The organism is Kitasatospora griseola (genome assembly GCF_014648555.1).
GTDB classification, from domain to species: Bacteria; Actinomycetota; Actinomycetes; order Streptomycetales; family Streptomycetaceae; genus Kitasatospora; species Kitasatospora griseola.
In genome coordinates, this window is sequence record NZ_BMRI01000002.1 from 23,898 (window position 1) to 45,290 (window position 21,393).

Sequence of the window (21,393 nt, forward strand, 5' to 3'; positions counted from 1 at the left end):
ACGGCGCCGACCATGGTGGTCTTGCCGACGCCGAAGCCGCCGGCGACCAGGATCTTGACCGCGGCGGCGCCCGCCTGAGTGATCGTCATCTCAAAGCCTCCTCAGTCCCTCACGTACGGCGGCCAGCAGGCCCCGGTCGGCGCCGCCCGCGGCCCGGGCCACCGAGATCGGGGCGCGGGCCGTCAGGAGGCCCTGCTCGACGAGGTCGCCGAGCAGGATCTTGGTCACGGACACCGGCAGGTCGAGGTCGGCGGCGACCTCGGCGACGGCTGCGGGGGTCCGGCACCGGGCCAGGATCAGCCGGTGCTCGGGCTGCAGCCGGCCCGGCCGGATCGGCGTCCCGTAGGCGTCGACCGGCTCGGGCACGGCGGTGAGCAGGGTGATGAGGGTGAAGTCGTCCCGCTCGGGCGCGGTGCGGCCGGCGGTGATGGTGTACGGGCGGACCATGCTGTCCGCGCCGTCGTCCTCCTCGTCCTCGTCCCAGTAGCGGTTCACCCGCGCTGCCCGCTCCGGGCGGCGAACGCGTCGAAGTCGCCGCGCTGCGGGGTGCTGAGCTTCTGGCCGACCTGCTGGACCAGGTTGTGCATGGCCAGCGACATGACCTCGGCGTCGACGTCCTGGGAGGCGACGACGGCGAGGTGGGTGCCCTGGCCGGCGGCGATCACGAACAGCCACAGGTCGGCGAGTTCGACGATCACCTGGTGGACGGTGCCGCCGGTGAACAGCTGGCCGACGCCGCGGGCCAGGCTCTGCTGGCCGGTGGCGATGGCGGCGAGGCGCTCCGCGTCGGGGCGTTCGATGGTGCGGGAGTGGCTGACCACGAGACCGTCGTCGGAGAGCAGGACGGCGAGCCTCGTCCCGGCCACCGAGTCCACCAGGCCGTCCAGCAGCCAGTCGAGGTCCTGGTGGGTGGCGGTTGTGCGCGTCATGACCGGTCTTCTCTCGTCGGGATGATGTGGGTGTTCCAGGTGTCGCCGGGCTCGGGCCGCTCGCCGGGCTGCGGGGTGGTGTCCGCAGTCGACTTGGCGGCTTCGGCCCGCGCCTCTCTGGACCGCCGCTGGAACGCTCCGACCGCTGCCCCGGCCCGTCGGGGGGCTGGTCGGAACAGCGGGTTCTCGTCCCAGCGCGGCGGAGCGGGGGCGGCCGGCGCGGTGGCCGGGTCGATCCGCAGCTCGTCGGCCAGGCTGGCCTGGCGGACGCGGCGCGGCAGTGGCGGTTCGGCACCGGGCAGTGCCGGGGTGAGCGGCACGTACGGGGCGGGGGCCGCCGGGGCGGGGTAGGTCTGGCCGGGGGCGGGGAACGGCGTGGCCGGCTCGGGCCGGTACGGCTCGGGCAGCCCGTACGGGGCGGGCGCCATCGGCGCGGGCGGCAGCTCGGTGGGGAACGGGTGCTCCTGCCCGGCCGCGGTGCGGTCCTCGCCCGGCCCGCCGAACAGCTCGTGCTGCGGGAACGGGTCGCCGGTGATGTACGGCGCCTCGATCGGCGTGGCCGGCCCGCCGACCGGCGGGTACGGGGTCTCGATCGGCGGGTACGGGTCGCCGAGCGGCGGGAACGGCGTCTCCTCGGGAGCCGCGTGCAGTTCCAGCAGCGCGTTCTCCTGGTCGGGCGTCCCGGCGAGCGCGGTGGCGGCGGCCAGCGCCTGGCCGCGGGCCCGGGTGGGCAGGCCGCCGGTCTGCGGGGCGGCGACCAGCGTGGGGCGGGTGTTCGGCGCGGGGACGATCAGCTCGTCGGGGATGAGCACCACGACGCGGGTGCCGCCGAACGCGGACTGGCGGAACTCGATCCGCAGGCCGTTCTGGTCGGCGAGCCGGGCGACCACGTAGAAGCCGAGGCGGATGTCGTCGCCGCGGGCCAGTACGTCGGCCTTGGGCGGACGGGTCATCAGCAGGTTGGCGTGGTCGATCTGCTCCTCGTCCATGCCGAGGCCGCGGTCCTCGATCTCGATGGCGACGCCGCGGCTGACCCGGCCGGCCCGGACCTCGACGGGGTTCGGCGGGCGGGAGAAGCTGAGCGCGTTCTCGATCAGCTCGGCGAGCACGTGGGCGACCGGGCCGACGACGCGTTCGGACACCCAGGGGCTGCCGTCCAGGTCGATGACGACCCGTCGGTAGTCCTGCACCTCGCCCTGGGCGGCGCGCATCACGTCCAGCAGCGGGACGGGCTTGCGCCAGCGCCGGTGCGGGGTGCCGCCGGCCAGGATGACCAGGTTCTCCTCGTAGCGGCGCAGGCGCGCGGTGAGGTGGTCGAGGTCGAACAGGCCGTCGAGGATCTCCGGGTCCTCGTGCTTGCGCTCCAGCTCGTCGAGCTTCTTCAGCTGCTGACCGATCAGCAGTTGGGTGCGGCGGGCGATGCGCTGCAGCAGCCGCTCGTAGGCGCGGTGCTGCTCGGCCTGGGCGACGGCGGCCTGCAGGGCGCTGGTGCGGGCCAGGTTGAACGCCTCGCCGAGCTTGGCGAGTTCGTCCTCGGTGTGGGCCCACGGGTCGGGCTCGATGGCGCGGGCCTGCGCCGCGACGTCGATCTGCTCGCCGTTGCCGAGCCGTTCGACCACGTCGGGCAGGGTGTTCTCCAGTTCCTCGGCCTGCTGCTGGAGGCCGCCGATGCGGCGGCGCAGCGTGCGGGTGAGGCGCCAGCTGGTGAGGCCGACGGAGACGAGGGCGATCAGGCCGGCGAGGGTGGTGAGGCCCAGGCGGACGGCGAGGTCGAGGGTGATGCGCTTGGCCTTCGCCACGATGAATTCAGTGCGGTGCTCGATCAGGTCGACGAGCTGCGGGTTGACGGCGTCCATCGACTGGCGCCAGGCGTCCTTGTCGGTGGCGAGGACGATCCGGCCGCTGCGGTCGGGCGCGGCGGGCTTCAGCAGGTCCTGCTCGGCGCGGGTCTTGGCCTGCCAGGCGGGGCTGTCGACGATCTTCTGCCACATGGCGGCCTGGTCGGCCTCCAGGTTGGGCGTGACCTTGGTGCCGAACTGGAAGCCCTGCTCGGAGATGGCCTGCCGGACCTGCTGGTAGTCCTCGACGCTGAGCGAGCCGGTCGACCAGCCGCGGGCGAGCAGCGCGTCGGCGCGGGAGATCATCTCCTTGGCCCAGAACAGGTCGACGAGCGGCGCGGAGACGGTGGTGATCCGGCCGTCGTCGACGTGGCTGAGGGCGCCGAACAGCCGCAGGTCCACCGCGATCAGGTCGGTGTAGTAGCCGTACACCACGGCCTGCTGCTGGTCGCTGCCGCTGTCCACCAGGGCGCGCTGCGCGGGCAGCTGGTTGATCGCGGCCCGGGCGTCCCGGACGGCGTCGCGGACTTCCTGCGGCGCGCTGCCGGCCTCGGCGCCGGAGAGCTTCTGGAACGTGGCGACGGCCTGGTCGGTCTTGGCGCGCTGGCTGCGCAGCGCGTCGGTGACCCCGGCGCGGCCGGCCAGGGCTTCGGCGCTCAGGCGCCGTTCCTCCTGCAGGTTGTAGTACACGATGTTGGACGGCTGGCCGGCCTGTTCCGCGAGCATGCCCTGGGCGGCAAGTCGCTGGAAGGAGTACAGGAGCTGTCCGCTGGTGACCGCCCACAGGGCGGCCAGCGCCACCGCAGGAACGATGGCCAGCACGAGCAGGGTCGCCCGAAGCGACAGCCGGCCCTTGGTGATCCGCCGAGGCGCGCGCGTGCGCAGGACATTCTCCTTGGAGACGACGCCAGTCGTTCAGAACTGGTCGAATCTGATGAGGACTCTGACGGAGGGATCTTAGTATCACCCCCATAACAGCCCAAAAGCCGCCATGGCGGCTCGGTGCCCGCACGGCACTGCGACAGTTCCCCAACACCCTTACCGGACAGGCGCGATGAGCCGCCCGAGGATCAACTCAACGCTGCTCGGCGACTGTTCACCGCCGACCCGTACCGGACCGCGCGAACTGCCTGCTCCTGCACCGGTCCTGAGGACCCGACCAGTGCCGGAGCGGCTCGCGGGCCATCCGTCAGGGGCCGCCGGCCGAGCCGTTTCGGAGTCTAGCGTTCCCCTCAGCACACTGCGCAGTGACCCCGTCACAACTTCACGGAAACTGAACATGAACGGCCGGAATAGTCCCGAACCGTCCGGGAATCGCCGGTATCGGTCGGCGGCCCAGGTGTTGACGCCCGTTCATCTACCGACCGGTCAGGATCCGCTTCCGCCCCGGGTCGCCGGCCCGAGTTCGGCGATCAGCCGGCGGTAGGTCTCGAACGCGGCCTTGCGGGTGTGGTCGTCGCGCAGCAGGCCGAAGCCGTGGAACAGGGAGCCGCCGCGGCTGTCGGCGTCGCGCAGTGCGAACAGGGTGTACCCGTCGAGGTTCAGCGCCGCCGCCTGCCCGGCGACCACCCGGACCACTGTCTCCAGCGTCCGGGCCTGGGCCTGCTCCGATCGCCCGGGCCCGGTCGGCCAGCCGTTCTCGCAGATCCGGATCGGCACCGTCGCCGGGATGCCGGCCTTGGGCAGGTCGGCGTGCCGGAAGCCGTGCAGCACCCAGGCCACGCCGTCCGCCAGCCGCACCGCCGGGACGGGGGTGAACACGTCCGGGAAGAAGTCGAGGCCGACATAGTCGAGGGCGTCCAGGAAGCGGGCGTCGGCGAGTGCGCCGAGCGCGTCCCAGAACGGTGCGGCCGGGCCGAAGGACGGCACCGCGTTGAAGCCGACCTCGGCGGACAGGCCGAGCGTGCGCACCTCCTCCTTGGCGGCGACCACGCCCGCCACCAGGGCCTCCCGCACGCCCGGGATGCTGCCGTCCAGCACCGGCAGGTCCGCGTTGGGCTCCTCGCAGATCTGCACCGAGCCGAGCCGCGCCCCGAGAGCGCGCACCTGCCCGCGCACGTACCGCTCCCAGCCGTCGCGACTGCCGGTCGGCTCGCGGAACTGCAGCACCAGGTCGACCTTCCGCCCCGGCCGCCCGAGGTACGCCTCCCAGCCGTCCGGGGTCTGCCCCGGCGCGGTGACGGTGGACGCGAAGGACCGGTAGACCCGGACCAGGAACTCCGGCTCCGCGCCCTGCAGGTCGTCCAGCGCCTCCGCCACCCGCTGCGGGTCGTCGGGGCTGACGGGGTGGACGATCCCCTGCTCGTCGCCGAGCAGCGCCCCCGGATAGATGCCGAACCTGAACTGCCGCCGCACGTCGCCCATGGGGCCCCCTCGGTCGATATTTTTGGTGTGGCACCAATTTTTCAGTGACTCTACCATTGGGGCGGCCGGGCCCAGGGCCTGCCCGGCCTAGCATGGGCGGCATGGGCCTTCGTGAGACCAAGAAGCAGCAGACCCGGACCGCCATCGCGGACGCCGCGCTGCCGCTGTTCCTCGACCGCGGCTTCGACCAGGTCACGGTCGCGGAGGTCGCCCGGCACGCGAACGTCTCCACCAATACGGTCTTCAACTACTTCGCCACCAAGGAGGACCTGTTCTTCGACCGGCAGGCCGAGGTCGAGGCGCACCTGGCCACCGTGGTCCGCGAACGCCCGCCCGGCGCCTGCCCCGTGGCGGCCCTCCGTGACGACCTGCGCGCCACGCTGGCGGGCTCCGCCGGTCCCGCGCTCCGCCTGCACCCCGGCACCGCCGCGTTCTTCCGCGCCGTCGAGGCCAGCCCCGCGTTGCGCGCCCGCGAACGCGAGATGGCCGAGCACGCCGAGGCCGCTCTCGCCGCCGCGCTGCCGCCGTCCCCCGCCACGCCGTTCCTGGCCGCCGCGCTCGCCGCCACCCACCGCGCCGCACTGCGCGAACTGCGCCGCCGCGTCCTGGCCGGCGAGTCGCCGCACACCGTCGCCGACGATCTGGCGACGACGAGCGCCACCGCCCACGACCTGCTCTGCCGCTGCCCCCAACACCCCTGACAGGGATGCCGACCACCTCCACGGGCCCGGCCGGGAGGCCCGCCCAGGATCTCGGCCGTTGAGGCGATGTTCTGTTCCGCTGTCAGCGACGGCAGCAGGTTGAAGGCCTGGAAGACGAAGCCGACCCGCTCCCGGCGCAGCACCGTCAACTGCTTCGCGGTCAGCCTCGCCAGGTCCTGCCCGGCCGGCCGGACCTGCCCCGGAGGTCGGCCGGTCGAGTCCGGCGGCACAGTGCAGGAAGGCGCTCTTCCCGGAGCCGGACGGCCCCATGACCGCCGTGAACCCGCCGCGCGGGAACTCCATCGACACCTCACGCAGGGCGGGCACGGCCCCCGTCCCGTGCCCGTACACCTTGCTCACCGCATCGAGCCGGACCGCCGTGTCCGGGCCGGACACCACCCGGCTCTGCTCCGGACCGCCGGAATCCGCAGTACGCGAGAAAACCTGAATCCCCTCCATCGACGCCCCGCCCGCCCCCTGACGGCGGCCAGCCCAACCAGCGCGCCGCCCGACTCCCCCTCGGTACGGTTTCACTCGGGGACGAACCGGACACCCTGCGGAAGAACGGACATCCCGCACGACGAAGGCGGTACGACGTGGAACTCCCCAGCGTGCTCGGCGTGTTCGCGCACCCGGACGACGAATCCCTCTCCGCCGGCGGCCTCCTCGCCCGGCACGCCGAAACCGGCGCCCGGACGGCCGTGGTGACGGCGACGTGGGCGGAGGGCACCCACCGGGTACCCGAACTGGCTCGGGCCCTCGACGAGTTGGGCGCGGGGCGGCCACGGCTGCTGGGCCATGCGGATGCGAAGGTCCCCGGCTCCGCGCCCGGGCGGGCCCGGCTGCTCGACGCCCCGCTGGACGCGGTGGTCGGCCAACTGGTGGGGCACCTGCGGGAGTTCCGACCGGACTGGGTGGTCACCCACGACGCGTACGGCGGCCTGACGGGCCACCCCGACCACCGGCACACCCACCGCCTGACGGTGCTCGCCGTCCACGCGGCGGCCCTGCCCGGCCTCCACCCCGAACTCGGCGACCCCTGGGCGGTCCGCCGCCTCCTGCTGGCCACCCACCCGCACAGCGCCGCACAGGAGTTGGGCCCCCTGCTGCTGAGGCCCGGCCGCACCGGGTACAGCGTCCCGGACGCCACCGTCGAGACCCTCGACGCCACCCCCTGGCTCCCCCGCAAACTCGCCGCCGTCCTCGCCCACCACTCCGAGGTCGTCCGCGGCGCCCTCCCCGGCCGCCTCGCCTCGGCCCCGCCGGGCGTCCGCGAGCGGCTGATGCGGACCGAGTGGTACCAGTCCCATCCGATCCCAACTCATCTGCTAGACAGTCGACATGCGGCACCCGCCCGCTGACCGCCGCCGTGAAGGAGCCTCATGCCCGACCTCTCCCTCCGCCTCGCCGACACCGCCGACCGCCCCACCGTGGAACGACTCTGGCTGATGTTCAGCCACGACATGTCGGAGTTCCACGGCCACCTCCCCAACCCCGACGGCACCTTCCGCGACGAACGCCTCCACCAGGCCTTCGACGACCCGGACTGGGCGCCCTACCTCCTGACGACCGACACCGACCGCCCCATCGGATTCGCCTTCGTCCGCGACCTGGCCGGCCCGACCCGCATCCTGAACAGCTTCTTCATCGCCCGCGGCGCAAGGCGTTCCGGCCTCGGGCTGCACGCCGTCCACCAACTCACCACCAGGCACCCGGGCCCCTGGCAGGTCGCCTTCCAGGACGCCAACACCCCCGCAGCCCACTTCTGGCGCACCGCCGCCACCCACCTCGCCGGCCCCACCTGGACCGAAACCCACAAGCCCGTCCCCGGCCGCCCCGACCTGCCCCCCGACGTCTGGATCTCCTTCACCACACCACCCCAGGCCTGAACCCCTCCCCCAGCGCAGCGGACCCACCACCTCCCCTCAGACCCTTGGGCCTTGACGTGGCAGCGACGAGAAGCGAAGGTGAGCCGCACCATCTGACATGTTGCGTGTGAAATAACACCGGCAGCCCCACGTCACTCCGCGGCGTACTCGTGGCGGCCTGAACGCGAGGGGAGGGCCGGGCCCGTGGAGTTGGAGTTGCGGCACCTGCGAGTGCTGTGCGCGATCGCCGACACCGGCAGTGTCGGGCGGGCGGCTGCGGCCATCGGCGCGTCGCAGCCCGCGACCAGTACCCAGCTGCGCAGGATCGAGCGCCACTTGGGCGCCATCGTGTTCGAGCGGACGGCGACCGGCGTCGTGCCCACGACTTTCGGGGCAGAGGTCCTCGCCGCCGCCCGCGAGGTGCTCTCCCGGGTGGACCGTCTCGGTGACGCCGTCGCCGCCAACGGCGCGAGTCCGCACCGCGAACTGCGACTGGCCACCGACTGCCCGGCGCTGCTGCCCGGCACCCTGGCCCGCGCCAGACAGCTCCGCCCGGAGCTCCGGTTCTCGCTGCCGACCGCCCCCGACGAGCCGTTCGATCTCGCGCTGGTCCTGGACCGCCCGGACTCCGGCCTGCGCCCCACGCCCGCTCTCGCCGCGCGCGTCCTCACCACCGAGCCGGTGTTCGTCGCGTTGCCCGCCGCCCACCCGCTCCGCCACCACGCGGAGCCAGCTCTCGCCGATCTGGCCGCCGAGAGCTGGCTGCTGCCGGTCGCCGACGGGGCGGTCCTCCGGGCGGCCCGCGACTCGGCCGCGTTCGCGCCGGCCGCTGCCGTGCGTCAGCTCCCGTACGGGCGGCGGGAGGTGCTCGACCTGGTGGCGGCGGGGCTGGGGGCGACCCTGGTCCCGGCCAGCACGCCGCCCGCTCCGGGCACGTTGATCAAGCCGCTGCTGGGCTCTCCGCTGTGGCTGCGGTACGTGCTGCTGTGGCGCCGGGCCGCTCTCGGTCCGGCGCTCGCCGACACGGTGTTCGGCGCGGCCACCGCCGCCTACCGCGAACTCGCCGCCGAGGCACCGCACTTGCACGCCTGGGCGAGCCGGACGTTCCGTCCGCCCCGGGCCCGCTGACGTTCCGACGGCCGGCCGGACGCCCAAGAAGTTCTCCTGGATGTTATGTCGCCGCAGTGCAATGTCATATGACCTGTGACATTGTTCTGACCCTCCCTCCGGTGCCACGATGCATGCGTTCGACCGCACCTCCCCCATCCCCTGCTCGGTGAACTCCCCCAGCAACCCCCACCCCCACTCCCCCAGGAGAAGCAGTGCGCGTGCGCATGTCCCTCCCCGCGTTGGCAGCCGGTCTGCTGGCCGGTTGCGCCACGGCGGCCACCCTGCTGCCCGCCCCGGCCTTCGCGGCCACCGGCGGCCAGTCGAAGGCCGCCGCCACCCCGGCCACCTCCGCCGTCGCCTCCGCGATCGATGCGAACGCCCCCGGCGGCGCCGTCCCGAAGCCGCTCGGCCCGATCGTCGCGGCCGCCTCCCAGGACGCCCCCGCCCCGGTCTCGGCCAAGCTGCCGCCGGCCCTGCTCGGCCAGGTGGTGATGGGCCAGCCGGCCGGCACCACCGTCCAGACCACGCCCCGTCCGGCCGCCAAGCAGACCGGCCCGAAGGCGCTCAGCAGCCTGGCGGCCGCGCAGAGTTGCACCCCCGCCGACTTCGGCAGCCGCTCCGGCGCGGACCTGGTCGGCTACGTCAAGGGGTCGACCACGGCCTGCATCGGCACGCTGTACAACGTGACGGGCAGTGACGCCGGGGCGATCTTCAAGCAGGCGAACATGCTGACCGTCGCGAACGCCTTCAAGGACCTGGCGGCTTCGTACGACGGCACCAACAACGCCAACATCCTTCAGCTGGTGCAGTTCCTGCGGGCCGGCTACTACGTCCAGTCCTACAACTCGGGCGCGGTCGGCAGCTACGACTCGTCGCTGACCGCCGCCACCAAGGCCGGCCTGGACGCGTTCTTCGCCGGGCAGCGCTGGAAGGACGTCTCGGACGCCAACGGCATCGTGCTGTACGACGTGCTGGTGCTCACCGACAGCGCCAACGTGCAGGCGAGCTACCTGAACACGTACAAGCAGGTGCTGAACGGCTACAGCAACAGCTACAACGCGTACCCGAAGATGGTGAACGCGGTCAACGCGGTGCTGTTCGCCCCGCTGTGGCGCGCCAACTGGAACCCCGACTTCGTCAACGCGCTGAACGCCGACACCAGCCTGGTCACCACGCTCGGCAACTTCGCGCTGAACCACAAGGACCTGCTGGGCACCGGCAACTCCTTCCTGGACGTCAACGCGGGCAACGACCTGGCCCGGATGTCCGGCGTCAGCACCACCGTCGAGGCGGTGACCCGGCCGCTGATCAAGCAGATCCTCGACTCGACGCCGATCGTCGGCACGACCGGGCCGCTGTACGTGCACACGGCGTACCAGTCCAACGAGTTCAACCGCGCCCAGTGTTCGGCCTTCGGCATCTGCGACCTGCCGAACAAGCTGATCAACGCCGTCCTGCCGAACGTCCTCGCCTGCGACAACAAGACGCTGCGCGCCCAGGCGCTGACGGTGGCCCAGCTGGGGCCGGTGTGCGAGAGCCTGCGCGGCGAGGACGCGTACTTCCACAACCTGGTCAAGGACAACGGCCCGATCCCGGGCCAGTTCGGCTCCACCCTGGACCTGCCGGTGTTCGCCAGCGCGGCCGACTACCAGAACTACTCGTGGGCCATCTGGAACAACTCCACCGACAACGGCGGCGTCACCCTCATGGACCCGACCGACCCGACCAACAAGCCGGTGTCGATCATGTACCAGAAGTCGTGGAACGACGACTTCGCGGGCAACGTGTGGAACCTCAACCACGAGTACACGCACTACCTCGACAACATCTACGACATGAAGGGCAACTTCACCACCGAGACGTCCGTCCCGGACATCTGGTGGATCGAAGGCGTCGCCGAGTACGAGTCGTACGGGTACCGCGGTGTGACGGACACCCAGGCCATGACCGAGGCCGGCAAGCACACCTACAAGCTCAGCACGATCTTCCAGAACACCTACTACAACTCCGACTCCACCCGGGTCTACCCGTGGGGCTACCTCGCCGTCCGCTACATGATGGAGAAGCACCCGGCGGACGTCACCAACATGCTCGGCCACTTCCGCACCGGTGACTACCAGGGCGGGTACGCGGTCTACAACAACCTCGGCACCTCCTACGACGCCGACTTCGACGCCTGGCTGACCCAGTGCGCGGCCGGCGCGTGCTTCGCCACCGGCCCGACCGCGCTGTTCGACCAGTCGGTGAACGGCGCGACGGTGACCCTCACCGACCGCTCCGTGGTCACCAACTCCCCGGCGAAGCTGACCTCCTGGCACTGGACCTTCGGTGACGGCAGCTCCTCCGACGAGCGCAACCCGTCGCACACCTACGCCGCGGCCGGCACCTACACCGTCGCCCTGACCGTCACCGACTCCACCGGCCGCTCCACCGCGACCCCGGCGAGCGTCACCGTCAAGACCGGCAGCAACGGCGGCGGCACCACCCTGCCGACCTGCACCGACCCGCGGGCCGACGCGATGGCCCAGAACTGCCAGCGCACCGGCCGCACCCGCACCGCCGGCAACGTCGACTACCTGTACGTCTACCTGCCCGCCGGCACCAGCACCCTGAAGATCACCACCACCGGCGGCACCGGCACCGCCTACCTGTACTACAACGACGCCACCTGGGCCTCCCCCAGCGCCTTCACCGCGTCCTCCACCACCCCGAACAGCACCACCCAGACGATCACCGTCACCAACCCGCAGGCCGGCTACCGGTACCTGAGCCTGTACGCGGCCACCGACTTCACCAACGTCACCGTGGCCACTCAGTTCTAGCCCCCACCCCCCACCTGTTGACGGGCAGTCGCGGTCTCCCATCCGCGGCTGCCCGTCAACGGTTTCCGCCCACGAGCCTCCGGGCGGTCGCCGCCCACAGCTCCTCCGACTCCACCTGGCTCCCCTGCAACTCGGCGAGCCGGCACCGCAGTTCCGGCCCGTCGGGCGCATGCTCGACGGCGAACAGCCGGGACTGCTCCTCGCAGTCCCACAGCGACTCGGTCAGCTCGGCGCCCGTCGCGCCGGGCCGGATCGCCGCCAACGCCCGTAAGTACGACGGCCGTTCATAGCTGTGCGGAGTCTGCTCCCAGAACCGCCGCAGCACCGGCGTGGCATCGGCGGCCGCCGGGCCGAACCGGGCCAGGCCGTCCGCCAGGTCGTCCGACCCGCACCACTGGCCCGCCGCCCACTGCCGTTCCAACTCGGCCACCAGCGGCGGGAGATCACGCACCTCGCCGTGTCGGCCAGCACAGCGAGGCCGAGCCGGGCCAGCCAGGGCCGATCGGATACGACCCACACCCGGGCCTCCCCCACCGCGAGCACTCCGAGGCGCTCCACCACGCGACCCAGCCGCGGCAACGGCCGCGCACCGAGTTCCGCGGGCACCGCGGTGAACAACTCCGGCACCAGTGGCAGGATTTCGGGCACGGGCGGCCGCCAGGCCAGCGCACTCACGGCCGCCGAACGCGCGGACACCGAACTCCCGCCGTCGGCCAGCACCGCAAGCAGCCGGGCGTTCCCCGGGGCGAGCGCCTTCACGTGCCGCACCGACCTCCGCCGTTCAGGCACCAACTCCCGCCAGCTCAACCAGGGTTCACTACTCGGGCAGTCGGGCTCGGCCCCGTCGAGCCGGCCCACCGCGACCTCGGCGAGATCGCCCCACCAGGGCACCGGCCACCGCTCACCGAGAGTGTCCAGCACGCCCCGCCACCACCGACCACTCCGCACATACCGGCGCAGCACCTCCCGTTCGGCTCCGGCTTCCCGGTCCTCCTTCGCCCACAACCACCTCGCCCCGCGCCCGCGTTCAAGCAGCCCGAGCAGAGTGTCGACCGGCTCGTGCCGTCCGCCGGGGTGTTCAGGCGCGGCCGCGGACCAGGGGCAGGAACACCTCGTCGACGATCTCCCGCAGGATCTCGTCCGGGACGGCCGGGACGCCGCGCAGCAGGTATTCGGTGCGCAGCAGGGCCATGGGGGTGGCGGCGACCCGGGGGTGGACGGCGGCGGCGGGGGCCTCGCCGCGGGTGGCGGCGTGGGTGAGGACGGTGAGCCAGGCTTCGTCGAGCGGGTCGGGGCGGTCGGGGTCGCGGAGTTCGGCGAGGAGTTCGGGTGCGCCGCCGGCGGCGGCGAGCAGGCCGCGCAGGATCTCGCCGTACGGGGAGGACCAGGTGCGGTTGGCGCGGCGCAGCAGGTCGAGGGCGTCGTCGCGGAGGCTGCCGGTGTCGGGGGGTCGGGTCTCGGCGGCGGCGAGGCGGCGGTACGCGGCGATGCCGAGCGCGGTGCGGTGGGGCCAACGCCGGTACAGGGCGTTCTTGTTGGTGCCGGCCCGGCGGGCGACCTCGTCCATGGTGAGCCCGGCCACGCCCTGTTCGAGCAGGAGTTCGCCGGCGGCGGTGAGGATCGCATCCTCCAGTTCGGCGCCGCGCCGCCTGGTCGCCGCCACCCGCCACCTCCCGTCCGCTGCCCGCTGCCGGCCTCCGAGCGCATGCTACGCCCCTGCCGGAACAGGGTACCGGCCGTACCCAATTCGCCGTAAGGTACGTCCCGTACCCTACTTCGCGAGGAGAGGACGGCTTCGCCGTGCGCGTTTTCGGCATCACCTACGACACCGGTTTCCGCAGCACCGCCGACACCACCACCCGGGAACCCTTCGACCCCGGGACGGTCCGCCGCGAGATGCTGGTGATCCGTCAGGAACTGCACTGCGACGCGGTGCGGATCACCGGCGCCGAGCCGGACCGGCTGGAGACCGCCGCCCGGTACGCCGCCGACGCCGGGCTGGAGGTCTGGTTCTCGCCGTTCACCAACGGACTCACCCAACCCCAGCTGTTCGACCTGCTGGTCGACTGCGCCGAGCGCGCCGAGAAGCTGCGGGCGGGCGGCGCCGAGGTGGTGCTGCTCACCGGCTCCGAGATCTCGCTCTTCACGGACGGCTTCCTGCCCGGCGGCGACCACCTCGCCCGGGCCGGCGTGCTCGCCGACCAGGACCGCTTCCGCGCCCTGCTGCCTTCGCTGCACCACTCGGTGAACGCTTTCCTGGCCCGCGTCCTGGCCGCCGTCCGGCCCCGCTTCGGCGGTCGGGTCGGCTACGCCTCACTGCCCTTCGAAGGCGTCGACTGGACGGCGTTCGACGTGGTCGCCACCGACGCCGGCTACCGCGACGCCACCAACGCCGACCAGCTCGCCCCCGGCCTGCGCGCCCTCACCGGCCAGGGCCGGCCCGCCGCCGTCACCGAGTTCGGCTGCGGCAGCTTCACCGGCGCCGCCGCGCTCGGCGCCCGCGGCGACCGCGCCGTGGTCTTCGACGAGCACGGCCACGCCGTCCGGTTCGCCGAGCCGCTCACCCGCGACGAGCAGGAGCAGGCCGCCTACCTGCTCGACCTGCTCGCCGTCTTCGAGCAGTCCGGCCTGGACGCCGCCTTCGTGCAGACCTTCGCCCACTACCACCTGCCCGGCTCCGACGACCCCGCCCGGGACTTCGACCGCGCCTCCTTCGGCATCGTCCGCCCCCTCCCGCCGGGCCGCCCCTCCACCACCCACCCCGGCCTGCCCTGGGAGCCGAAGGCCGCCTTCCACGCCCTCGCCGCCCACGGCCGCAACCGCCGGCCCGCCTGACGCCCCGCCACCCCCGACGGCCGGACCTGCCGGGTCCTGTCCCGGAGGCCCGGCCATGGCAGAAAAGGTGGGGCATGCGTCATTGCTGCCATCGCGGGCCGCTGCGAGGCTGGACGCATGACCGACCGCAGTGTGCTGTTCGTGCTCTTCGACGGGGTGCAGAGCCTCGATGTCACCGGCCCGTTGGAGGTGCTCGCGGCGGCCGGGTACCGGATCCGGACCGCCTCGCCGGGCGGGCTCGCGGTGCGGACGAGCAGCGGGCTGCGGCTGATGCCGGACGAGGACCTGGCGGCCGCCGCGCCGCCGCACACGCTGCTCGTGCCGGGCGGGCCGGGCACCCGGGAGCCTGCGGCCGAACTCGTCGGCCGGATCGCGGAGTTGGCTGCGGGCGCGGAGAAGGTGGCATCCGTCTGCACCGGGGCGTTCCTGCTCGCCGAGGCGGGCCTGCTGGCCGGGCGGCGGGCCACCACGCACTGGGCGCACTGCGAGGCGCTGGCTCGTCGGTTCCCGGACGTCACGGTCGACCCGGATCCGATCCACGTCCGGGACGGGCGGGTGACGACGTCCGCCGGGGTCACGGCCGGCATCGACCTGGCGCTCGCGCTGGTCGAGGAGGAGCTCGGCCGGGAACTCGCGCTGAGCATCGCCCAGCACCTGGTGATGTTCCTGCGCCGTCCGGGCGGCCAGGCCCAGTTCTCCACCCAGCTGGCCGCCCAGCTCGCCGTCCGTCGGCCGCTGCGCGACGTCCAGCGCTGGATCACCGACCACCCGGACGCCGACCTGTCCGTCGAAGCCCTGGCCCGTCGCGCCTCGCTGTCGCCGCGGCAGTTCGCCCGGGTCTTCACCGCCGAGACCGGCACCACCCCCGGCCGCTACGTGGACGGCGTGCGGCTGGAGGTGGCCCGCCGCCGGCTGGAGGACAGCGACGACGGCATCGAACAGGTCGCCCGCCGCAGCGGCTACCGCAACCCGGAGGCCATGCGTCGCGCGTTCGCCCGGACGCTGGCCGTCAGCCCCGTCGACTACCGCCGCCGCTTCCGCACCGCGTCGTGACGGAGCGTCGGTCCCTGGAACGTCAACCCATCACGGAGAGGCACCTGATGAAGATCGCCATCCTGCTCTACGACCGGTTCACCGCCCTGGACGCCGTCGGCCCGTACGAGATCCTGGCCCGGATGCCCGACACCGAGGTGGTGTTCACCGCCGCGAAGCGCGGACCGGTCCGCGCCGACCTCGGCAGCCTCGCGCTCACCGCCGACGCCGCCCTCGACGAAGTCACCTCCGCCGACCTGGTGCTCGTCCCGGGCGGCCCGGGCTCGCAGGTGCAGCAGGAGCAGCCCGAGGTGCTCGACTGGCTGCGCGCCGTCGACGCCACCACCACCTGGACCACCTCGGTCTGCACCGGCTCGATCGTGCTGGCCGCCGCCGGGCTGCTCACCGGCCGCCGCGCCACCACCCACTGGTTCGTGCCGCAGGCGCTGGCCGCGTTCGGCGCCGAACCGGTGGACGAGCGGGTGGTGTTCGACGGCAAGTACGCGACCGCCGCGGGCGTCTCGTCCGGCATCGACCTCGCCCTGCACCTGGTCGGGCGGATCCACGGCGCCGAGACCGCCCAGGGCATCCAGCTGCTCACCGAGTACGACCCGCAGCCGCCCTACACCGCCGGCTCCACGAAGACCGCCCCGCCCACGGTGGTCGACGCCGTCCGCGCCCGGTTCGGAGCCGTCCCGAGCTGAGCCGCCCGGGGTTCGGCGTCGTCCCGCGGACCGGTCACCCCGCCACGGGGCCCCGTCCGGGCTGCGGGACGACGAAGAACTCGCTGACGAAGCCCACCACTCGGCCGTCCGCGGCGCGGCCCACCCAGGTCGGGTAGTGGCCGTCGCCCCAGCCGGTGGTGAAGGCCGCCATGGTGTGGCCGGTCCCGGGGTCGGTGACGACGGCGGGGCGGTGGCGGGCGTCGTGTATGGCGTCGATGACGGGGTCGGCGTCCTGCTCGACCAGTTCGCCGATCGGGCCGACGGCGGAGGCGTCCAGGAAACAGCCGGTGCCCGCGTCGACGCCGTACCCGAAGAAGTCGTCGGGGCCCAGTCGCTCCTCGTCCTGGCCTTCGCTCAGCGCCAGTTGCCACCGCACGGCCGCCTGCTCGCCGATCCGCAGCCGGGCGGCGGCGATCCGGGTGTCCGAGGAGCCGGGGCCGTACGCGTTGCGGACCTCGACCACGGCGAGCGTGACGGGGTAGCTGCCCGGGGGCACCACGGCGAGGAACGGCTCGTTCTCGTCCACCAGGCCCGCCACCGGGTCGCACGCCACCAACCGCCCGGTGGGCAGCGCCAGTTGCGCCTCGGGCAGGGCGAACACGGTGGCCGTGCGGTCGCCTCCCAGCTCGTACTGGCTGCCCGGGGTGAACAGTCGCGCCACATCGGGGGCCGCAAGGGGCATCAGGGGCTCGCTCTCGTCGCCGGCGTCGCTGCCGTCGCTTGTCGTCGCTGTCGCTCGTCGTCGCTGTCGTGACTCACGGGACCGGGGTAACGGACGGGCGTTCCGGACAGATCGTCGGACGAACACCACCCGTGCGCGGCCCCCACGGTAGCCCCCGGCCGGACCCCGCCGGGACACGGCCCCGTACCCGGCGGCCGGCGGCGGTGGGAGATCATTCTCGACATGACCCCCGTTCTGGTGTTCGGCATCGCCCTGCTGCTCTCGCTGCTGACCCGTCGGCGGTGGAACAACGGCGGGATCCCGGCGCCGGCGCCGGCGCAACCGCCGACGGCCCCCACCCCCGACGGGTTCGATCCGGGGCGGTACGGGCTGGTGCCGAGCGCGGAGCTGGACCCCGGGCGCGCGGGACCGCCCCTGCCGCTGCTGCGGCGCAAGGAACTGGAGGCGCTGGCCGACTCCTGCCTGGCCGGCGGCTGGCGGGCGGCCGCGGCGTACGTGGCGGCGGCCGGCGAGGACTGGGACGAGCGGTGGTCCCGGCTGGACTTCCTGACCCGGGTGGCGGCCGAACGCGACGCCTGGCTGACCGAGTGGCGGGCGTCCGGCACCGAGGCGTGCGCCGCCGCCACCGTGTACGCCCGGCTGCTGGTGCAGCGGGCCTGGGAGGCCCGGGACAGCGCCCTCGCGCTCCGCGCCCCGACCGGGCGGTCGAGCGACGCCGAGGGGCCGACCGGGTTCAAGGCCGGGCTGGCCGAGGCGAACGCGGCCGCCCGGGAGGCCGCCGAGCTGGACCCGCGCGACCCCGGCCCGTGGGTGGTGCTGATCACCACGGCCCGCGGCGTCCCGCTGAGCCACCGCCGATTCCGCGCGCTGTGGCAGGAGTTGACCGCCCGCGCCCCGCACCACGTGGCCGGGCACTGGCAGGCCATGCAGTACTGGTGCGGCAAGTGGCACGGCAGCGACGCGCGGATGCTGCGCTTCGCCGAGCACGCGGTCCGCACCGCCCCGCCCGGCTCGGTGCTGCCCGGGCTGTACCTGCAGGCGCTGACCGAGCTGGAGCAGCGGCACGGCCCGCTCGGCCTGCCCGCTGCGGGCCGGCTGCACGAGCTGCTGCCCGCCGTGGCCTCGGCGCTGGCGGCCGTCCCGCCGCGGCACGACCAACTCCCGCTGCTGCGGCACCTGCTGGCGCACTTCGCGCTGGTCTCCCGGCAGCCCGCGCTGGCGCTGGAGCAGTTCCGCGAGCTCGGCCCCTGGTGCGGCGCCCACCCCTGGACCTCCACCCCGCACCCGGTGCGCGCCTTCGACCACGCCCGCGCCGTCGCCGCGACCCACGCCGCCATCGGCTGACGCCCACCGGACCCCAGGCGCGCGCCGAACGGTTCGCGCCCCCTGCGCCGCGCCCGCACGCCGCGCGCGGACGCCGAACCGGGCCGGACCGACGAGCGCCGTGACCGCCCCCGGGTTCGGTCGTTATCCCCGGACATGAGTGCCGACCCCCTGGCCCCGACGGGCGTTCGTGGCGAAACGATTCAGCAGGCCCCCCTCCATGCCGGGCCGGTGCCCCTCCGGCACCGGTCCAGTCGCACCACGCCCCCGGAACACGCCGCCGCACCCGCCGCCCCGTCCGCGTCCGTCCACCCGAGGGAGACCCGGTGACCCGCCACTACACGTCGAGCACGTGGCTCCGCCCCGCCGACGGCCCGGACTGCGTCCTGCGACTGGACGTCGTCGTCTCCCCGTGCCCAGGGCTGCGGGTCTCCGTCCCGGCCCGGCTGCGCTACCACCGGGCCGACCCGTACGCGGTGCACCTGGACTGCCACGCCGACCTGGACGAGCCGATCACCTGGCTGTTCGGCCGCGAGCTGCTCGCCGAGGGGCTGAGGGGGCGGGCGGGCATCGGCGATGTGACGGTCCGTCGGTCCGAGTCCGACCCGGAGCTGCTGGCGATCGCGCTCAACACGCCCGGCCACACCGCCGTCCTGCGCACCCCGGCCGCGCCCGTCCGGGACTTCCTGCTGCTGTCACAGCTGCTGGTGCCGCCGGGGACGGAGCACGAGCACCTGGACACCGGGGCGCTGCTGCGTCACCTGCTGGAGGACCGGCCCCGCCCGGAGTGAGCCCCGGTACCGCCGTCGCCGCACCGATTTCCGCTCCCGCGCGTTGAACAGGGCGCTTTCCGAAACCTGGTATCCGCCGCCGACGCCGACCGTACGACTTCCCGAGATCCGAGGGCCGGCCTCTCGGCGGTCCGCCCGAGGAGTTGTCGATGCCGCACGTCCGTGGACCCAATCTCGCGCTGCGCAGCCGCATGGCGGAGGCCGGATGGAACGGGCCCGCCCTGGCGGCGGCCCTGCAGAAGGTGGCCCGGGAGAGCGGGTTCAGCGTCGGCTACGACCGGACCACCGTCGCGCACTGGCTGTCGGGCACCCAGCCCCGGCACCCGGGTCCGCAGCTGCTGGAGGAGGCGTTCGCCCGGCGGCTGGGCCGTCCGGTGGCCCGGGCCGAGCTCGGCCTCCGGCCGGCCGACCCGACCGGCGGCGAGGACGGCGAGCCGGAGCCGGCGGACGTGCTGGCGGGGCTGCGCCGACTGCACTCCCGGCCGCATTCCGGCGACTGTTCGGACGAAACGTTTCAGCCTCCGCTGTTCCGAATCCGCCTGCTGCCCGCCCCCCGCAGCGCTCCCCCGCCGACGCCCTCCGGCGTCCCGGCCGGCCCCGCCGTGCCGCCCTCCCGGTTCGCGCCGGCGCTGCGCCGCTCCGGCCCGGAGCGGGTGGGGGCGCGGCAGGTGGAGGCGGTGCGGGAGATGACGGCGTTCGGGGCGCGGCACTACGACGGGTACGGCGGCGCGATCGCCCGCAGCCCGCTGCTGGGGTACCTGCGCGACCACGTGCTCCCCTGGCTGACCTCCTCGGCCGGCGATCTGCGGCACCGCGAACTCCTGGTCGCCGCCTCCCAGTTGGTGCGCCTGGTGGGGCGGACGTACACCGACGACAACCGGCACGGGGAGGCGCAGCGGCACTACCGGTTCGCGTACCGGCTGGCGGCGGAGGCGCAGGACGGGCAGGCGCAGGCGATGGCACTGCGCGACCAGAGCACCCAGGCGGGGGCGCTGGGTCATCAGGCGTACGCGTCCCGGCTGGCGGACGCGGCCGCCGAGCACCTGCCGTCGGACGCGGCGCCGGGGGTGCGGGCGTTCGTGCTGGCGCAGCAGGCGGTGGCGGCGGCCCGGCTGCGGCAGTCGGACGAGGCGCTGCGGCTGCTGGAGGCGGCCCAGCAGTGGGCGACCCGGTCCGCGTCGGAGGGCGGCCCGCACCGGTACCCGGAGCCCGCGCTGCTGTACCAGGCCGCGCAGGTCCACCACTCGCTGCGGGCCACCGAGCTCTCGCTGTCCTACCTGCGGGCCTCGCTGCGGGCCCGGCCGGCGGAGGAGCACCGCACCATCGGGGTGTCGCTGCTCCAGTTGGCCCACCTGGAACTGGACGCCGGCAACATCCACCAGGCCCGCCGGGCGTACACGAGCTTCCGGGAGCGGCACGACGCGCTGCGCTCGCCGGCCACCTCCGCGCAACTCTCCCGCCTGGAGGGCCGGTTCACCCGCCTGGGCGGGTAGCCGCGGGGCGGTGGCGGGCGGGGCCGGCGGAGTGAGCGGCCGAGCGGGTTGCTCGGCGGGCGGGGGCTGCCGCGTGGTCAATGGTGGCATGAACGATCCTTCGTACTACCCGATGGTGACCCCGCCACCCCGTTCCCGGGCCGCTCCGCCACCCCCCGCGCCACCCCCTCCCGGAGCCTCGCCGCAGCCGACTGCGGCGCGCCGGTGGGGGCGGCCTCCGAACCTGGTCGGGCCCGATGCCGTGGGCCCCGCCGGCGTGCCGCCGGCCTCCTGCTGAAACCGGGCCCGGCCCCGGGTCGGACGTCCTGCACGGGGCCGGGTCCGGGCCGTTGCGCCATTCCCCGAGGGAGCAGAAAGGGTTTTCCCAATTTTTTCCTCGGGGATGGTCAGGAAGCGCGGCCGCCCATGGCGGGGACCCGGAGCCGGGCGGTGGTCGGGACGGGGACGCGGCCGACCGGGGAGACGGTGGAGAGCGGTCCGATGGGGCGGACCCGGTAGCGGTTCAGGTGCCGTCGTTCCGCGTCGCGCAGGGGGCGGCTGCGGCCGGTCCCGGCGTCGGTCGGCACGGTGACCGTGCGGGCCTCGAAGACCAGCTCGCCGTCGCGGCGCGCCTCGCAGGTGGTGCCGATGGACGCCCTGCCGAGACGTTCCACCCAGATCTGGACGGGGAGCGGGGCGGGACAGTGGTAGAGCGGCGTGCGGTAGTCGATCTCGTGACGGGCGATCATGAAGCCGTCCTCGAACAACCCCTGGCCCTCGCTCTCGTCGTACAGCAGGCAGTAGACGGCCTCCTGCACGTACTGCAGCACCTTCAGGTTGTTGATGTGCCCGAAGGCGTCCATGTCGCCCCAGCGGGTCCGGCACAGGTAGGTGTACAACG

General features: G+C 73.7%; 19 protein-coding genes and 2 pseudogenes. 11 read left to right on the top strand and 10 right to left on the bottom strand.

The genetic code is table 11. The features are described 5' to 3' along the window. From IEZ12_RS37580 to IEZ12_RS02590, 5 genes and pseudogenes are all read right to left on the bottom strand, one after another. A pseudogene (locus IEZ12_RS37580) lies at positions 1-89 on the bottom strand (ATP-binding protein); the annotation flags it as partial. A gap of 1 nt (position 90) precedes the next feature. Further along, positions 91-447, bottom strand: a complete 357-nt coding sequence (locus IEZ12_RS02575) for a DUF742 domain-containing protein (protein WP_043912529.1) — start codon at positions 445-447, stop codon at positions 91-93. A 44-nt stretch (positions 448-491) separates the two neighbouring features. Further along, positions 492-929: a roadblock/LC7 domain-containing protein gene (locus tag IEZ12_RS02580; RefSeq protein ID WP_043910731.1), complete on the bottom strand. Its 438-nt coding sequence runs from the start codon at positions 927-929 to the stop codon at positions 492-494. Then, positions 926-3,589: a sensor histidine kinase gene (locus IEZ12_RS02585; RefSeq protein ID WP_229847174.1), complete on the bottom strand. Its 2,664-nt coding sequence runs from the start codon at positions 3,587-3,589 to the stop codon at positions 926-928. Before IEZ12_RS02585 ends, IEZ12_RS02580 begins: the two co-directional genes overlap by 4 nt. Before the next feature lie 546 nt (positions 3,590-4,135). Continuing rightward, entirely contained in the window at positions 4,136-5,131 is a 996-nt protein-coding gene (locus IEZ12_RS02590) for a hypothetical protein (RefSeq protein WP_189270551.1), read from the bottom strand. A gap of 101 nt (positions 5,132-5,232) precedes the next feature. Between IEZ12_RS02590 and IEZ12_RS02595 the strand changes: the two genes are divergently transcribed. Beyond that, the gene (locus IEZ12_RS02595) at positions 5,233-5,832 is read left to right on the top strand and encodes a TetR/AcrR family transcriptional regulator (RefSeq protein ID WP_189270552.1); all 600 of its coding nucleotides are present in this window, start codon (positions 5,233-5,235) and stop codon (positions 5,830-5,832) included. Between the two features lie 255 nt (positions 5,833-6,087). On the opposite strand, the pseudogene IEZ12_RS40480 reads toward IEZ12_RS02595, so the two are convergent. Then, positions 6,088-6,291 (bottom strand): annotated as a pseudogene (locus tag IEZ12_RS40480) (ABC transporter ATP-binding protein); the annotation flags it as partial. A 137-nt stretch (positions 6,292-6,428) separates the two neighbouring features. On the opposite strand from IEZ12_RS40480, the gene IEZ12_RS02605 reads away from it, so the two are divergent. The 4 genes from IEZ12_RS02605 (at position 6,429) to IEZ12_RS02620 (ending at position 11,632) form a co-directional block, all read left to right on the top strand. After that, positions 6,429-7,193 carry a PIG-L deacetylase family protein gene (locus IEZ12_RS02605; protein ID WP_189270553.1) on the top strand — a complete coding sequence of 255 codons (765 nt, stop codon included), beginning with the start codon at positions 6,429-6,431 and terminating at the stop codon, positions 7,191-7,193. A gap of 21 nt (positions 7,194-7,214) precedes the next feature. Then, complete coding sequence (locus IEZ12_RS02610) at positions 7,215-7,721, top strand: GNAT family N-acetyltransferase (RefSeq protein WP_189270554.1); 507 nt, start codon at positions 7,215-7,217, stop codon at positions 7,719-7,721. Between the two features lie 183 nt (positions 7,722-7,904). Then, a complete protein-coding gene (locus tag IEZ12_RS02615; protein ID WP_189270555.1) occupies positions 7,905-8,828 on the top strand; it encodes a LysR family transcriptional regulator in 924 nt (307 codons plus the stop codon). Positions 8,829-9,034: 206 nt separating this feature from the next. After that, positions 9,035-11,632 carry a collagenase gene (locus IEZ12_RS02620; protein ID WP_229847228.1) on the top strand — a complete coding sequence of 866 codons (2,598 nt, stop codon included), beginning with the start codon at positions 9,035-9,037 and terminating at the stop codon, positions 11,630-11,632. 55 nt (positions 11,633-11,687) lie between these two features. Here the strand turns inward: IEZ12_RS02620 and IEZ12_RS02625 are convergent, their stop codons facing one another. Continuing rightward, a complete protein-coding gene (locus tag IEZ12_RS02625) occupies positions 11,688-12,083 on the bottom strand; it encodes a hypothetical protein (protein WP_189270557.1) in 396 nt (131 codons plus the stop codon). Between the two features lie 627 nt (positions 12,084-12,710). After that, positions 12,711-13,295, bottom strand: coding sequence for a TetR/AcrR family transcriptional regulator (locus IEZ12_RS02630; RefSeq protein WP_189270558.1), 585 nt, complete (start codon positions 13,293-13,295; stop codon positions 12,711-12,713). A gap of 137 nt (positions 13,296-13,432) precedes the next feature. Between IEZ12_RS02630 and IEZ12_RS02635 the strand changes: the two genes are divergently transcribed. The 3 genes from IEZ12_RS02635 to IEZ12_RS02645 all read left to right on the top strand — a co-directional run bounded on the left by IEZ12_RS02635 (position 13,433) and on the right by IEZ12_RS02645 (position 16,203). Next, positions 13,433-14,467, top strand: coding sequence for a glycoside hydrolase family 113 protein (locus IEZ12_RS02635; protein ID WP_189270559.1), 1,035 nt, complete (start codon positions 13,433-13,435; stop codon positions 14,465-14,467). Positions 14,468-14,584: 117 nt separating this feature from the next. Next, positions 14,585-15,520: a GlxA family transcriptional regulator gene (locus IEZ12_RS02640; protein ID WP_189270560.1), complete on the top strand. Its 936-nt coding sequence runs from the start codon at positions 14,585-14,587 to the stop codon at positions 15,518-15,520. A gap of 47 nt (positions 15,521-15,567) precedes the next feature. Next, positions 15,568-16,203 (top strand): DJ-1/PfpI family protein, encoded by a 636-nt coding sequence (locus IEZ12_RS02645; protein WP_189270561.1) that lies wholly within the window; start codon positions 15,568-15,570, stop codon positions 16,201-16,203. 34 nt (positions 16,204-16,237) lie between these two features. Here the strand turns inward: IEZ12_RS02645 and IEZ12_RS02650 are convergent, their stop codons facing one another. Continuing rightward, positions 16,238-16,906, bottom strand: coding sequence for a DUF4241 domain-containing protein (locus IEZ12_RS02650; protein WP_043910711.1), 669 nt, complete (start codon positions 16,904-16,906; stop codon positions 16,238-16,240). Between the two features lie 222 nt (positions 16,907-17,128). On the opposite strand from IEZ12_RS02650, the gene IEZ12_RS02655 reads away from it, so the two are divergent. The 3 genes from IEZ12_RS02655 (at position 17,129) to IEZ12_RS02665 (ending at position 20,513) form a co-directional block, all read left to right on the top strand. Beyond that, positions 17,129-18,250 carry a hypothetical protein gene (locus IEZ12_RS02655; protein ID WP_189270562.1) on the top strand — a complete coding sequence of 374 codons (1,122 nt, stop codon included), beginning with the start codon at positions 17,129-17,131 and terminating at the stop codon, positions 18,248-18,250. A gap of 305 nt (positions 18,251-18,555) precedes the next feature. Beyond that, the gene (locus IEZ12_RS02660) at positions 18,556-19,020 is read left to right on the top strand and encodes an SsgA family sporulation/cell division regulator (protein ID WP_189270563.1); all 465 of its coding nucleotides are present in this window, start codon (positions 18,556-18,558) and stop codon (positions 19,018-19,020) included. Between the two features lie 149 nt (positions 19,021-19,169). Further along, positions 19,170-20,513: an NsdA family TPR-like regulatory protein gene (locus tag IEZ12_RS02665; RefSeq protein WP_189270564.1), complete on the top strand. Its 1,344-nt coding sequence runs from the start codon at positions 19,170-19,172 to the stop codon at positions 20,511-20,513. 386 nt (positions 20,514-20,899) lie between these two features. Here the strand turns inward: IEZ12_RS02665 and IEZ12_RS02670 are convergent, their stop codons facing one another. Further along, positions 20,900-21,391 carry an acyl-CoA thioesterase gene (locus IEZ12_RS02670; RefSeq protein WP_189270565.1) on the bottom strand — a complete coding sequence of 164 codons (492 nt, stop codon included), beginning with the start codon at positions 21,389-21,391 and terminating at the stop codon, positions 20,900-20,902. Positions 21,392-21,393: the final 2 nt, after the last annotated feature.